Origin of the sequence: Paraburkholderia sp. RL17-383-BIF-A (genome assembly GCF_046028015.1) — a bacterium.
Lineage (GTDB): Bacteria > Pseudomonadota > Gammaproteobacteria > Burkholderiales > Burkholderiaceae > Paraburkholderia.
In genome coordinates, this window is the sequence record NZ_JARESR010000054.1 from 17995 (window position 1) to 32962 (window position 14968).

Below are 14968 nucleotides of genomic sequence, written 5' to 3' on the forward strand. Positions count from 1 at the left end.
TCCTTGGTGCACGGCATTTAGCGAAACGTGTGCCATCACTCGCAATCCATTGGTGCATCAGGAGGTGAAGCAAAAGCGCGAAGCAATGTTTGAGAATTTGAACAAAAACGTTTCAGGGCTGAAACGACATGCAGGAAATACCTATAATTTGTTAATTCAGTCGGTATGAAGTACCTTGGCTCTCCGCTTGGGAAAGCGCTTCCACTAATCTTTTATTCGTCGGCTGAATAACCGTTTATTGCCCGTAGAGCCTTGCTGGGTAAGGAGTGCACGATTAAATTCGCATAACTGTTTTCCAAGCGCCGCGCGTATAGTAAGCTCTCAGAAAAGAGCTGCAGATTTAAAAAAGCCCACCAAAGGGCCGTCTCAATCACACACACGCCGCTTTCTTGGGGATCAGCTGTCCGCACGGAATGGAATGCCCGTTCGGTTTTTGCTATTTCGCGAATCCCGAATGAGTCAGCGTGTCTGAATTCGGTTCAGGTGCGTGCGTCATCCTTAACGTTCGTTGACGAGAGGATCTGAATAATGGAACCCGCAACGCGACAACTGATTTACGTTTCGCGCGATCCGAGCGCGGAGCTGAATACTCGGTTTCATCAGCGCGGCTGGCAGGTCGAAGTGGTGGGGTCGGCGCGCGACGTGCGCCGGGCGGTTCGCGCCGGAATGGCGGCGGGTGGCCTGCTCGATCTCTCTAGCGATTTTCAGCCACACGAAATCGCTGCGTTCGAATCGTGCCTGACCATGCCGAACGTCGGCTGGGTCGCGGCCACCATGCCGGGTCAGCTGCAGGACGCCGCGTTGCGCCGGCTCGTACGCGACTATTGTTTCGACTATGTGACCGTGCCGTATTCGGGCGACAGGATCGTCGACTCGGTGGGTCACGCATACGGCATGATTTCCTTGGGCGAGCCGGCTTCCAACGACGCATCGCAAGGCGCCGAAGGCGAAATGGTCGGCTCGTGCGACGCCATGCTCGCGCTGTTCCGTTCGATCCGCAAAGTGGCAATGACGGATGCGCCCGTGTTCATCTCGGGCGAATCGGGCACCGGCAAGGAACTGACCGCTGTCGCGATTCACGAACGCTCGGCCCGGCGCAACGCGCCGTTCGTGCCGATCAACTGCGGCGCAATTCCGCCGCATCTGCTGCAATCCGAACTGTTCGGCTATGAGCGCGGCGCGTTCACCGGCGCCAATCAGCGCAAGATCGGCCGGGTGGAAGCGGCCAACGGCGGCACGCTCTTTCTCGACGAAATCGGCGATCTGCCGCTCGAAAGCCAGGCGAGCCTGCTGCGCTTTCTGCAGGAGCGCAAAGTGGAGCGGCTGGGCGGGCACGGCGCGGTCGATGTCGACGTGCGCATTATCTCGGCCACGCACGTGGATATGACGGCGGCGATGATCGAAGGCCGTTTCCGTTCCGACCTGTATCACCGCCTCTGCGTGCTGCAGATCGACGAACCTCCACTTCGCGCGCGTGGTAAGGATATCGAACTGCTTGCCCGGCACATGCTGGAACGTTTCAAGAAAGATGCGAGCCGCCGCTTGCGCGGCTTCGCGCCGGACGCGATCGCGGCGCTGCATAACTACGGCTGGCCGGGCAACGTGCGCGAGTTGATCAACCGGGTGCGGCGCGCCATCGTGATGTCCGAAGGCCGCGCGATCACGGCGCGCGATCTGGAGCTCGCCGAATATGTGGAGATCGTGCCGGTCTCGCTCGCGCAGGCGCGCGAAGCGGCCGAACGTCAGGCGATCGAGCTGGCTCTGTTGCGCCACCGCGGGCGTTTGGGCGACGCGGCTCAAGAACTCGGCATCTCACGCGTCACGTTGTACCGGCTCTTGTGCTCGCATGGCATGCGGCATATGGAGGGCGAGCCGCTCGCTTCGCCGCACGGCGATTTGCCGGCTTCGGTGCCGCACCTGTAAATCGTTTGACGGGCCGCGTGGTTTGCGCCGGCCATTAGAGCGGACTTCAGCGATTGATGCAGAGCGCATTAGCCGCGCTGTGAGTGGCGGCGCGCCGTCCGGCCGCGCCATCTCCGTTCATCTTTTCCCGAGATAATTTCGATCCCGCGCGGCCCGACCGGGCGCCGTCTGGCTGCGCTTGTTAAAATCGGGTTTTCCGCTCAATCCCCGTGGCGCCCGGATCTACCCGGCAGGCGCCGCGTCGAAGGAACCCGAATGAAACAATACCTCGACCTCGTCCGCACGATTCTCGACACCGGCACGTGGCAGGAGAACCGCACTGGCATCCGCACGATCAGCATGCCGGGCGCCATGTTGCGCTTCGACCTTCAGCAAGGCTTTCCCGCGGTCACCACGAAAAAGCTGGCGTTCAAATCGGCGGTGGGTGAACTGGTCGGGTTTCTGCGCGCCTCGCGCAGCGCCGCGGATTTCCGCGACCTCGGCTGCAAGGTGTGGGACGCGAACGCCAACCAGAATCCGCAGTGGCTCGCCAATCCCTATCGCGAAGGCCCGGACGATCTCGGCGACGTGTACGGCGTGCAGTGGCGCCAGTGGCCGGCCTACAAGGTGTTGAACGCAGACGCGAGCGCGCAGCTTGCCGACGCGACCGCGCGCGGCTTCCAGGTGGTGACCAAGTTCGAAGAAGACGGCAGCCGCAAAGTGTTGCTGTACAAAGCGATCGACCAGTTGCGCCAATGCCTCGACACGATCATGCAGAACCCGGCGGACCGGCGCATTCTATTTCATGCGTGGAACCCCGCGGTGCTGGATCAGATCGCGCTGCCGGCTTGCCACCTGCTTTACCAGTTCGTGCCGAACGTGGTGCGCAAGGAAATTTCGCTGTGCCTTTATATCCGCAGCAATGACGTGGGCTTGGGGACGCCGTTCAATCTGACCGAAGGCGCGGCGTTGCTGCACCTGGTCGGTCGCTTGACGGGCTATACGCCGCGGTGGTTCACCTATTTCATCGGCGACGCGCACATTTACGAAAATCAGCTCGATATGTTGCAGCAGCAACTCACGCGCGAGCCCTACGAAAGCCCGGCTTTCGCGATTTCGGATCGCGTGCCGGAGTACGCAAAAACCGGCGTGTACGAGCCGGAATGGCTCGAAAAGATCGAGCCGTCGGATTTCTCGCTGGTCGGCTACCGGCATCACGAGCCGCTCACTGCGCCAATGGCCGTTTGAGCGTCGGCGGGCAAGCTGCCCGGTCCGCATGAAGAAAAACCCCCGCGATGCGAATCGCGGGGGTTTTTTCATGCAGGCTGCAAACGCAAGCCGGAGGTGCTCAGCCTTTGTGATGCTCGTCGCGGTTTCCGCCACCTGAATGCTGTTCGGCGTGCTGCGGCTGCGCTTGAGGATGGGGCTGCTGAGCCTGCGGCGGCCGTGATTCCTGCCGAGGCTGCTGCGGTTGCGGATGAAACTCCGGCCGAGGTTGTTGCTGCGCCTGTTGCTGTCGGGGCTGCTGCTGAGGCTGCGGATGAAACTCCGGCCGCGGCTGTTGCTGCACCTGTTGCTGGCGCGGCTCAGGACGTGGCTCCTGACGCGGCGCCTGCTGCATGGGCTGCGGATGATATTCCTGACGCGGTTGTTGCGCCTCAACTTGCGCTGGACGCGGCATCTGCTGCTCAGGCTGACGTTGCATCTGCGCCTGCGGCTGTGGCTGCGCATGAAGCCCCTGCTGCTGTTGCTGCTGCACGGCCGGGTTTTCCGCGGGATGCGGCGCGCCGTGCTGTTGTTGCGCCATCTCCGGCAGTCTTCCCTGTGGCTGAGCGCCGGGCTGTGGAGCGGTATCCGGCCGCCCAGCCTGTTGTTGCGCACCGCCGTGCTGCTGGGCCATCGGCGTGTGCGGCTGTGTCCAGGCCGGCTCGTGGCGTTCGTTGATGGCCGGCTGCTGACCTGCCTGTTGCGGCATGCCGCGCTGCTGTTGCTGCGCCCACGCCGCTGGGTTGCCGCCCGGGTTGCCGCCGTTCGCTTGCGGCGGACGCGGCACACCGTTCGACGGACGTTGCGACTCTTGAGGCTCCGGGCGCTGGTTTGCCATTTGCGGCGGCATGCCTGGCCGCTGTCCAGCTTGCTGCGTGCCGCCACGCGGCGCCTCACCCGGCCGCTGCCCAGCCTGCAGCATGCCGCCATGCGGCGCCTCACCCGGTTGTTGCCCGGCCTGCTGCATGCCGCCACGCGGCCCTTCACCCGGCCGCTGTCCCACCTGCTGCCCGCCGCCAGGCCCACCCGGCGCGCCCGCCGCCATCCCAGGCGCACGTCCCGCGATATGCGACTGCACGACCCGCACGTTCTGCACCGGCAGCGCGCCCGGACCGCCCGCCATATGCGCCGGCACCGAAGTCCGCACGATAGGCTGGCCGGCGCCCGACACCCGTCCGCCGCTTTGTGCGAACCGCTGAGCGAGGCTGTCGTGGTAAGCCGCCGGCATCGCCGGACTACGTGTGGCCACCACCGGGCGCGCCATTACCGCCGCAGGCGGCCGGTAGTTCGCATTGCGCAAACCCGGGCCGAAACTCTCCCGCACCGGCGCGATTCCCGGGCCGCCCGGGTTGATCTGCGCGTTGCGCCATTGCCGCGGATCGACCTTCTGGGCGAAGCGTCCGACCGGCTGACCATGTACGAAGGCTGTCGCCGGCATTGCGGTCACGCCGCCCGGCGCGCGGTAGTTGATATAGGTGTTGTGAATGTTGGTCACATTCACGTTGCGGTTGTAGTTGTTGACGATCGTCGTCTGGTTGACGCGGTTGTAGTAACCGGGGCTCCAGTGATCGTGATCGCCCCAATGCGGGTGCCACGGCTCGCCCGGGCCGAGTGGGAACCATGCGACGCCCGCCGCTACCGCTCCGCCGATCGCCAGATCGACACCCCAGTTCACGCCGCCGCCTCCGCCGCCCACGAAGGCGACGAGAGCGGGTGCGTAAACGGGCGGCTCGCTGACCGCGACCGGTCCCGGCACCCACGCCCACGTGTCGTCGACCTGTGCCCAGCGGCCGTAGTGGTAGGGCGCGAAGCCCCACGGCGCGTCGTCGACCCAGGTCCAGCCCCACGGCGCCTGCCATACCCAATGGCCATCGTGATACGGCGCCCAGCCGGCGGGCGTACCGCGCGGCACCCACACTTCACCGTATTGCGGCGAGCTCTGCCACGTGCCGTTGGCGTCGAGATCCTGATAGCCAGGAATGTCGCGCGACACGTAGCGCGCCGAGACCGAGCGGTCTTCGGCAGCGTCGCGGCTCGCGGCCCATTGATCGAAGCCGTCGAGGCCGGGCGCGCCGTTGTCGGCGACCTGCTGGAGGTTGGTGCCGCCAAAGCGGATCTGCTGGCCGGCCGCAACCGGCACCTGGCCGTTGTCGCCGTACACCGTCGCGCTGCCGCTGCGCACGGTGACGGTGGTGCTGCTGCCGTCCGGCGCGACGTCGACGCGATAGTCCCCAGGTCCGTTCAGGCCGAGCGCGAGATTCGGCGTGTCGATTTCATAGGACGAGCCCGGCGCGAGTTCCCGCACGCGGGCCGACAGCGTGCCCTGAGCGACTTTGAGCTGGGCACTGTTGTCGTCGAGATTCAGCAGGTCGAGGCTGGTGGACTGGCCGAGGCGCACCGCGGTCGAGCCGATGTGCAGCTCCGAGCGGGCGTTCTGATCGTTCCACAGCTGGTCGCCGGTGGTGAGCGGGCGGTTGATTTGCGCGTAGGACCAGTCGGTGGCGCCGGCCGGTTCCGTGGTCACGGTGCCTGCCGTGTAGTTCAGGCGCGCGACACGGCCGGGCGGATCGGTGTTTTGCGATGCGGCGGCGGCCTGCGGCGCTTGCTGGATTTCCTGCGCCAAGGTGGCTTGAGCCGCGAACAGGAACGCGGCGGCTGCGATCAACGTATAGCCGATGACCCGGCGGTTCGAATGGTGGTCTGGGGTGACTGTTCTCATGATTTATCTCCGACGAACGCGGCATCTCGCGGCATCCGTGCAGTCACTTTACCTGTGGCGATTGTTTCAAGGCCCCCACTTTTGTAAGGCCGCCTTGCCACCGTGTAACAAAAGATCTCGAAAAAGGTCCCGATAGGTTATTCGTAAGCGGATTGCCGATGTCCTGTAAGCGCGACGGACCTTCAGGCGCGCATCAGGCGGCGAGGAACGCATCGAAATGCCGATGCCCGGCCGGCGTGATGCGCAGGATTCGCGGCCGCTCCGTGCGTTCGACCCACCCATGCGACGACCACGAGTCGAGCAGTGCCGCGCCGAGTGCGCCGCCCAGATGCGGACGCCGTTCGCTCCAGTCGGGACAAGTGCAGGCGAAGCGGCGGCGCCGGCTTTTCTGCGCCGACATGTCGATGCCCCAGTCGGCGAAGCGGGCGGCGCCGTCGGCGGTGGCTTCCAGCGACGTGCCGTGCAGCGTCAGCAGGCCGCGCGCGACCAGCCGCTCGAACACGCGCACCGACAGCTCGCCCGCCATATGGTCGTAGCAGGTGCGCGCGTAGCGCATGTCGAGCGGCACGGTGCGCACGGGGCGCGGCACCGGACGTTGCGACGCGCTGACCTGCGCGACGTTGGCGAGCGCTTCGATCGACGCGGCGATGTCGGGCGACGCAATCCGGAAATAGCGATGCCGGCCGCGCACCTCGAGCGCGAGCAGGCCGCCGTCGGTCAGACGCGCGAGATGGGCGCTGGCCGCGGAGGGCGAGAGCCCGGCGATCATGGTCAGTTCGCCGGCCGGGCGGGCGCTGCCGTCCATGAGCGCCCACAGCATAGCGGCTCGGCCGGGATCGGCGAGCAGCGCGCCGATGCGGCTCAGGCCGGGAAAATGGTTCTGTTCGTCTGCGAGGATGGCGGTCATTTGGCGTCTCCTGGGGCGGCGCGGGCAGGGCGCCATGCAGCCCACTGTATCGGGCCAGGCGATTCGATGTTTCAGCTTAGCGTGAACTGTCGAATGCGGCAGCTACGGAAACCCGGCGAAGACGCGGGCCTTCAGCGAAAGCGAGCGTCCCAGCCGGCGCTTCGATGCCTCGCAGACCCGCCAGGCTAGAATTGTTGTCTGTCCTTGCAGGAACACGTTGCCATGAAAACTCTTCTCGCCGTCATTGCCGCGGCCCTGCTGATCAGCGCCTGTGCGCAGGGCGGCGCTGGTTCGTCTTCGGGCGCGGGCACCGGCAGCATCACCATGTACGGCACGATCGACGAAGGCGTCACGGTGCGCAAATAGGCGGCTCGCCGGCGCTTACGCAAATAACCGCGGACGACCGTGGACAACCGCAGCGGCTGGCAGAAATTGATGCATCATTGGCATTTCTGCCAACGGCGCTCGTGTGACGATCAGGCCATCTCACGTCCGCCGCCCGGAACCTATCGATGCCACCGTCCGCCGCTTCCACCTTTCCCGCCCATTCCACCGGCCTGCGCGACGCCGATCCGCACGACCGCCGCGCCGCACGCGTGCTGGCCGTGTGCCAGGCGCTGTACACCTCATCCGTATCGATCGATCTGACGTTGACCGGCCTCGTGGGCTACACGCTCGCCGAGGACAAGGCCCTCGCGACGCTGCCGTTCTCCCTGATTACCGTCGCCGCCGCGCTGACGACGATCTTCGCGTCTTTCCTGATGGCACGCATTGGCCGGCGTGCGGGTTTCGTGCTGGGCGCGGGCGTCGGTGCGCTCGGCGGTGCGGTTTCCGTATGGGCGATCTTTCACCACAGTTTCTGGCTTTTTTGTGCCGGCACGGCGACGGTCGGCGTATTCCAGGCGTTCGCGCAGTATTACCGGCTGGCCGCAGCCGACGCCGTCGGCATAGAAGACAAAAGTCGCGCGATTTCAACCGTGCTGGCGGGCGGCGTAGTGGCCGCCGTCTGCGGACCGCTTCTTGCCGCATGGAGCAAAGACTGGCTGGCGCCGGTCGCGTTCGCGGGTTCTTATGCGCTCGTGACGGTTTTGGGGCTGGTGTCGGTCGCCTTGCTGGCGCTGCTGTATCGCGACGCGGCGCCGGCCGTGAGCACGGCGGCGAGTCATGAAGCGGCGCGGCCGCTCGGCGAAATCGTGCGGCAGCCGATCTTTGCGGCGGCGCTCGCCAACAATGCGCTCGGCTACGCGGTGATGATGTTCGTGATGACCGCCACGCCGATCGCCGCGCTCGCCTGCGGCCACACGATCGGCGACGGCGCGGCGATCATCCAGTGGCATCTGGTCGGCATGTTCGCGCCGTCGCTGTTTTCCGCGCGGCTGATCAAACGCTTCGGCGTGCTGCCGGTGATCGGCGTGGGCATCGCGCTGTCGGCGCTGTGCGGGGTACTCGCCCTGCGTTCGACCGATCTGCCGCATTTCTACGCGGCGCTTGCTTGCCTCGGCGTGGGCTGGAATTTCATGTTCGTCGGCGGCTCGACGCTGCTCGCGCAATCGTACCGGCCGTCGGAGCGCGCCAAGACGCAGGCGGCCAGCGAATTCACAACTTTCGCGTTCTCCGCGCTGGGCTCGCTGTTCGCGGGTCAATTGTTGGCCCGCTTCGGCTGGGCGACGATCAATGCCGCGATATTTCCGCTGCTCGGCGCGGCGGCGCTTGCCACGTTAGGCTACGCGTGGTCGCGCAGGCGGCAGGTGGCGAGGGAGGTGTCCTGATGGTGGCGCGTCATATTGTGTTCGCGGTCGCGCCGGATCTGGTGCTGCTCGACGCCTGCGGGCCGTTGGAGGCGTTCTGGCGCGCGGAGTTGACGGTTGCCGGGAACGCCGGTGGCGGCACTTCTGGCATCGTGAATCCTGCTGAAAGCGCCAGCGCGGGCGGCTCGGGTAGAGCGGCCGGTTCGACCGGCAGCCCGGCGCAAGCCGTGGCCTATCGCACGACGGTCGCCTCGATCGACGGCGGCATATTGCAGACTTTCCCCGGTCTGCCGATCGTCACCGAGCGGCTCGAGTCGCTCGACGACCAGCCGATCGACACGCTGATCATTCCCGGCGTCCCGGTCGACGAGCACTGCACACTCCAGCCCGAACTCGTCGCATGGATCAGACGGCATGCCCCGCGAGCGCGGCGCGTGTGCTCGGTGTGTACCGGCGCGTTCTATCTGGCGGCGGCCGGCCTGCTCGACGGCCGCCGCGCTACCACGCACTGGCGCGACGCCCCGCACCTCGCGCAGCGCTTTCCCAGCGTCCAGGTGGACGCCGATCCGATCTTCATCCGCGATGTGGGCCGCCGTGAAGGCGAGGGCGTCGTGTGGACTTCGGCGGGCGTGACGGCGGGCATCGATCTGGCGCTGGCGCTGATCGAGGAGGACCTCGGCCACGCCGTTGCGATGCAGGCCGCGCGGCGGCTGGTGGTCTTCATGAAGCGGCCCGGCGGTCAGTCGCAGTTCAGCGCGGCGCTGGCGGCACAGGCCTCGGCGAACGGTCCGTTCGAGGCATTGCACAGCTGGATGGCGGCGCATCTGCGCGACGACCTGTCGGTCGAGCGGCTCGCCGAGCGAATCCGCATGAGCCCGCGCACCTTTGCTCGCCGCTATGTCGACGAGGTCGGCCGCACGCCGGCTAAAACCGTCTCGGCGCTGCGGCTTGAAGCGGCTTCGCGGGCGCTCGCCGAATCGCGCCGTCCGCTCAAGCGGATTGCGCTGGACTGTGGCTTTGGCAGTGAACAGAATCTGCGGCGGGCGTTTTTACGGCGTTTCGGCGTGCTGCCGCTGGATTATCGCGAGCGTTTCATGTCGGCCGGCCCGACGCGCAGTGAGAGCGCTTCCGAGCTCGTCGAGGCAAGTTGATCGCGGACGCGAAACCAAAGCGCCCCGAAAAGCTCAAGGCGCACTCTCGCCGGATCTGACGCTGGCCTCAACCGGCGCGGGAGACGAGGTCAATATTGCGCTCGTATAATCGCCTCCTTTCAATGCATCGATTGACCGGAGTCAAGATGAGCACCCCTGCCGCAGCGCCGCTGGACCGTTCCGAAACCACTTTTCGCTTTCTTGCCGAACCGACCTCGGTCAACTTCGGCGGCAAGGTGCATGGCGGCGCGCTGATGAAGTGGATCGACGAGACCGCTTACGCGTGCTCGGCGGTGTGGTCCGGGCGCTACTGCGTGACGGTCAGCGTGGGCAATATCCGCTTTCGTCGGCCGATTCTGGTCGGCAATCTGGTCGAGTTGCGCGCGCGGGTCGTGGCGACGGGCCGCACCAGCATGCACATTCACGTTTCGGTGCAGGCCGGTGACCCGAAAGGCGGCGAGTTGCTGCAAACCACGGATTGCCTGATCGTGATGGTCGCCGTCAACGAGAATGGCCAGCCCGTGCCCGTGCCGGCCTTCGTGCCGGAGACGGACGAACAGAAGCGTCTTGCCCGGTACGCGATGGACGTGAAGGAAGCGCTCGACGCGATCGTCGAACTGAAGCCGGAAGAAGTGGCGCAGGGGAAGGTTTAAGCGGCGCCCTGAAGCGCCGCTCGCAGGGCCGCGCGAATGTTGGGTTCGCGCGGCCTGCTGTTGCTGTACTTCCAGTCACGGTGTCCAAATCACCGTAGCGGCTCAAAGCACGCTGGCCTGGCCACTCGATCTGGTGGCCCCAGGCGCAGCGGCGCGGCCGATCACGCCGACGAATGCCCGACCATGTCTTCCGGCCGCACCCATTCGTCGAACTGCTGCTCGGTGACGAAGCCGAGCGCGAGCGCCGACGCCTTCAGCGTGGTGCCTTCCTTGTGCGCCTTCTTGGCGATCTTCGCGGCCTTGTCGTAGCCGATGTGCGGATTGAGCGCCGTCACCAGCATCAGCGATTCATTGAGCAGGGTATCGATGCGCTCGTGATTCGGCTCGATGCCGACCGCGCAGTTGTCGTTGAAGCTGTGCGCGCCGTCGGCAAGGAGGCGCACCGATTGCAGCACGTTGTGCGCGATCATCGGCCGGAACACGTTCAATTCGAAGTTGCCGCTCGCGCCGCCGATATTCACCGCGACGTCGTTGCCGAACACCTGCGAGCACAGCATCGTCAACGCTTCGGATTGGGTCGGATTGACCTTGCCCGGCATGATCGAGCTGCCCGGCTCGTTCTCCGGAATCGACAGTTCGCCGAGGCCGCAGCGCGGGCCGCTTGCCAGCCAGCGCACGTCGTTGGCGATCTTGTTCAGGCTCGCCGCCACCGTTTTCAACGCGCCATGCGCGAACACCAGCGCGTCGGCCGCGGCCATCACTTCGAATTTGTTCGGCGCCGAGACGAACGGCAAGCCGGTTAGCTTGCCGATTGCCGCGGCCACCTTGTCGGCGAACTGCGGATGCGCGTTCAAACCCGTGCCGACCGCCGTGCCGCCTTGCGCGAGCTCGTACAGATGCGGCAGCGCCGATTCGACGTGACGAATGCCGTGTTCGAGTTGCGCGACGTAACCCGAAAACTCCTGACCGAGTGTAAGCGGCGTGGCGTCCTGCAAATGCGTGCGGCCGATCTTCACAATGCCCACGAACGCTTTCGCCTTGCCGTCGAGCGTGTCGCGCAGCGTCTTCAGCGCCGGCAGCAGATGCTTGACGATCGCATAGGCCGCGGCCACGTGCATGGCGGTTGGAAACACGTCGTTGGACGACTGGCCGCGATTCACGTCGTCGTTCGGATGCACCTTGCGCGCTTCGCCGCGCTCACCGCCGAGCAGCTCGCTTGCACGGTTCGCGATCACCTCGTTGAGGTTCATGTTGGTCTGCGTGCCGGAGCCGGTCTGCCAGACAGCGAGCGGAAATTCCTCCGGGTGCTTGCCGTCGATGATCTCGTCCGCGGCCTGCATGATCGCCTTTGCCTTGCTCTCGTCGAGCACGCCGAGGCCGAGGTTGACTTCGGCGGCGGCGCGCTTGATGACGGCCAGCGCGGTGATGAGTTCGGGCGATTGCTTCTCGGTCGAGATGCGGAAATTCTGCAGCGAGCGCTGAGTTTGCGCGCCCCATAGACGAGCGTTCGGCACGGCGATTTCGCCGAACGTGTCGCGCTCCAATCGTACGTCTTCAGTCATGTTCAACTCCGCTTCAAAGTTCTGCGTTGACGGGCAATAGGGAGAATAGACCTGTTAGCGCATTCCGGTATAAACCGGCCTGGGGATCGAAAATGTAGGTGCGGCGCGTGCCGTCTTCGACGTCGGTCCACACGAGCGGGGAGAGCGGCGCGCCGATCGAACGCAGATACGCGAGTTGCGCGTCGTCGGCGAGTGTGACGCGATAGCTTTCCTCCGGGCTCGTGGCGCGTTCGAAGATTTGCGCGACCTGTTCGGCGAGCGGCGGGCTGTGGATCACCAGCGCCAGTTCGGTGTTCAGATTGGCCGAACGCGGGTCGAGGTTCATCGAGCCGATCACCAGAATCTTGCGATCGATCACATACGTTTTGGCATGCAGGCTGGCGCGCGAACGCGAGCCCGCGAAGCCCACGCTCGGCATGTTCTGCTGCGGCTTGAATTCGTATAACTCGACGCCCTGTTGCAGCAGCGGCACGCGAAACGGACTGTAGCCGGCCTGCACGGCGACAGCGTCGGTGGCGGCGAGAGAATTGGTCAGCACGGCAATGCGTACGCCGCGATGCGTCAGTTCGCCGGCCGTCTTCACACCGGCTTCGTGCGGCACGAAGTAAGGCGAAATCACGAGAAAGTCTTTCTGCGCGTCGCGCATCAATTCGCCGAGCCGTTGCATCGGCGGGCTCACATAGTCCGGCGACGGATGCACGATCTTCTCCGGCAGGTCCGCCTTGAACTCCGCCCGCGCCCAGGTCAGGCCGAGTTGATCTTTGGCGATCTGCGAGGCGAGCGGGGTGGCGTTCAGCGGCTTCGCGTTGTACGGATCGGCGTTGGTGCGCCAGTGCTGGCGCAACTCGTCGCGTGTCTGGTCCAATTCCTTCGCGTCGAACTTCTGCTTGTTCAGTACGCGCAACGGATAGGAGATGCTGCTGTTCCAGTAGTCGTCGAAACTCGCGGAGACGTCGGCGGTAATCGGGCCGGCGGCGAGCACGTCGAGGTCGCGGAACTGCAATGTTTCGCTCGCGCTGAAATATTCGTCGCCAAGATTGCGGCCGCCCACGATCGCCAGCTGGTTGTCCGCGATCATCGCCTTGTTATGCATGCGGCGCGTGAAATGGCCGATTTGCGTGAACACGTTCGTGGTGCGTTCGAACATGCCTTCCTGTGCGCTGCCGAACGGATTGAAGACGCGTATTTCGATGTTCTCGTGCGAGTTCAAGCCCGCCATCACGCGGTCGATGTCCTTGAAGTTGAGATCGTCGACCAGCATGCGCACCCGCACGCCGTGATCGGCCGCAAAGAGCGCGGCGCCGAGCAGCAGCTTGCCGGTGGTGTCCTCGTTCGCGATGTAGTACTGCATGTCGAGGGTCCGGGTCGCGGCGCGCGCGAGCGCAATGCGCATCTGCAAGGCGTCGGTGCCGTTCGGGAGGATCCGGAAACCGGATTGATCCGGATGCGCGGCTTCGAGCGGCGCGAGTGCCGTGCGAAGCGGCGTGGTTTCCGTGACGGGCAGGGCGTGCGTGATGTGACGGTCGAACTCGGTGGCCGGTGGCTTGGTGGCGCAGGCGGTCAATAGTGCCGTTGCGCAACACAGCAGGAAGAAATGTCTCGTGGTGCCCCAGGCGTTCTTACGCTGGGGTGTGCTGAACGCGCACTGGCGTTGCGGTGCGGCTCTGCTTTTATCTGGATGCGACGGCACGCTTTCTCCCCTTGTTTGCAGGCTTCTCATGGCGACGGCGCGCGAGCTATTCACGCTGTCGAGAAATGCATTCTAAGGGGAATCAGGCGGTCGGGTTTTTGTTCTGGTTGTTGTTCTGGTTGTCGTTCTGCTTTTTGATCTTATACGCCGCCTGGCCGATGCATCTCGCGATGCGGCGCTCGCGTTGCGGGTTCTACGGATGCGTTGTGAACGTATCGGCAGAACCCGAAATTCAATGCCGGCGCGCGCCGGGATCGCGAAGCCAGCGCGACGCGCGCGCTGTTACCCGCGTTCGGCGTTCAACACCTGCTCACCGTCCATATGCGTCGAGCCTTTCGCGGGACGTCCTGCCCAGTATCCGGCGAGCAGCGAGCCCGACAGGTTGTGCCACACCGAAAACAGCGCGCCGGGCAACGCCGCGATCGGCGTGAAATAGAGCTTGCCGAGCGTCGCGGCGAGGCCCGAGTTCTGCATGCCCACTTCGATGGCGAGCGTGCGGCACACGGCTTCGTCGAAGCCGAGCAGACGCCCGCCCCAATAGCCGCCGAGCAAACCGATGCCGTTATGCAGCACCACGCCCAGCATCACCACGAGGCCGACCGAGGCGATGCTCTTCTGCGTGCCGCCCACCACCGCGCCGATGATCAGCACGATCGCGACCATCGAGATCAGCGGCAGAACCGGTTCGATCTTGCGCACGATTTTGCCGAACAGATGATTGACGATCAGGCCGACCACGATCGGCAACGCGACGATTTGCAGGATGCTCATCAGCATGCCGTGCACGTCGACGGCGATCGAGGCGTCCACGTAGAGACGCGTGAGCAGCGGCGTCGCGAATACGCCGACGAGGGTCGACAGCGCGCTGATCGTTACCGACAACGCAACGTCGCCGCGCGCGAGGTAGATCATCACGTTCGACGCCGTGCCGCTCGCCACGCTGCCCACTAGCACCATGCCGGCGGTGAGGTCCGGCGGCATGCGCAACGCCTTGGCGATCACCCACGCGGCGAGCGGCATGACGAGATAGTGCAGCACGATGCCGGCGATCACCGGCGCGGGCCGCGTGAAGACACGCTGGAAATCGGCCACGGAGAGTGTGACGCCCATTGCCAGCATGATGATCGTCAGCAGCGTGGTGACGTGCGGCGCGATGCCTGAGAACGAGGCGGGCGAGCAGTACGCGGCAATCGAAACGAGCACGGCCCAGAGCGGGAAGAGACGGGTGACGCGGGCAAGCATGAGAGGTGTTCCTTGATTATGTTTTATCGCGAGAAGCAGGGTCGGTCGAGCGGCACGCCGCCGTTGGCGGCGCGCTTGCGGGAGTCTGCCGCGTGAGCGCGGCAAGCCGTGATGGCGGGTGATGAGCC

The 14968-nt window shown here is 65.1% G+C and carries 11 protein-coding genes; 6 read left to right on the forward strand and 5 right to left on the reverse strand.

Features of this window, described 5'->3' with window-relative positions:
- Positions 1–528: 528 nt before the first annotated feature.
- Together P0D71_RS34650 and P0D71_RS34655 are read left to right on the forward strand one after the other, a co-directional pair.
- Positions 529–1923 carry a sigma-54 dependent transcriptional regulator gene (locus P0D71_RS34650; protein ID WP_408186927.1) on the forward strand — a complete coding sequence of 465 codons (1395 nt, stop codon included), beginning with the start codon at positions 529–531 and terminating at the stop codon, positions 1921–1923.
- Between the two features lie 255 nt (positions 1924–2178).
- The gene (locus P0D71_RS34655; protein ID WP_408483762.1) at positions 2179–3150 is read left to right on the forward strand and encodes a thymidylate synthase; all 972 of its coding nucleotides are present in this window, start codon (positions 2179–2181) and stop codon (positions 3148–3150) included.
- 100 nt (positions 3151–3250) lie between these two features.
- Here P0D71_RS34655 and P0D71_RS34660 read toward each other — a convergent pair whose 3' ends face one another.
- A complete protein-coding gene (locus tag P0D71_RS34660) occupies positions 3251–5887 on the reverse strand; it encodes a DUF6600 domain-containing protein (protein WP_408483763.1) in 2637 nt (878 codons plus the stop codon).
- A 193-nt stretch (positions 5888–6080) separates the two neighbouring features.
- Positions 6081–6794 carry an ArsR/SmtB family transcription factor gene (locus P0D71_RS34665; RefSeq protein WP_408483764.1) on the reverse strand — a complete coding sequence of 238 codons (714 nt, stop codon included), beginning with the start codon at positions 6792–6794 and terminating at the stop codon, positions 6081–6083.
- 222 nt (positions 6795–7016) lie between these two features.
- On the opposite strand from P0D71_RS34665, the gene P0D71_RS34670 reads away from it, so the two are divergent.
- The 4 genes from P0D71_RS34670 (at position 7017) to P0D71_RS34685 (ending at position 10346) form a co-directional block, all read left to right on the forward strand.
- Complete coding sequence (locus tag P0D71_RS34670) at positions 7017–7160, forward strand: hypothetical protein (RefSeq protein ID WP_177204935.1); 144 nt, start codon at positions 7017–7019, stop codon at positions 7158–7160.
- A 146-nt stretch (positions 7161–7306) separates the two neighbouring features.
- Positions 7307–8563, forward strand: a complete 1257-nt coding sequence (locus tag P0D71_RS34675) for an MFS transporter (RefSeq protein WP_408483765.1) — start codon at positions 7307–7309, stop codon at positions 8561–8563.
- Entirely contained in the window at positions 8563–9693 is a 1131-nt protein-coding gene (locus P0D71_RS34680) for a GlxA family transcriptional regulator (RefSeq protein ID WP_408483766.1), read from the forward strand. The genes P0D71_RS34675 and P0D71_RS34680 overlap by 1 nt, the downstream gene beginning before the upstream one ends.
- 146 nt (positions 9694–9839) lie before the next feature.
- Positions 9840–10346, forward strand: coding sequence for an acyl-CoA thioesterase (locus P0D71_RS34685; protein WP_091792527.1), 507 nt, complete (start codon positions 9840–9842; stop codon positions 10344–10346).
- A 161-nt stretch (positions 10347–10507) separates the two neighbouring features.
- On the opposite strand, the gene fumC is transcribed toward P0D71_RS34685, so the two are convergent.
- The 3 genes from fumC to panS all read right to left on the reverse strand — a co-directional run bounded on the left by fumC (position 10508) and on the right by panS (position 14840).
- Complete coding sequence (fumC, locus tag P0D71_RS34690) at positions 10508–11908, reverse strand: class II fumarate hydratase (protein ID WP_091792528.1); 1401 nt, start codon at positions 11906–11908, stop codon at positions 10508–10510.
- Positions 11909–11921: 13 nt separating this feature from the next.
- Positions 11922–13628 (reverse strand): phospholipase D family protein, encoded by a 1707-nt coding sequence (locus P0D71_RS34695; protein ID WP_408300250.1) that lies wholly within the window; start codon positions 13626–13628, stop codon positions 11922–11924.
- A gap of 252 nt (positions 13629–13880) precedes the next feature.
- Positions 13881–14840: a ketopantoate/pantoate/pantothenate transporter PanS gene (gene panS / locus P0D71_RS34700; RefSeq protein WP_091792529.1), complete on the reverse strand. Its 960-nt coding sequence runs from the start codon at positions 14838–14840 to the stop codon at positions 13881–13883.
- Positions 14841–14968: the final 128 nt, after the last annotated feature.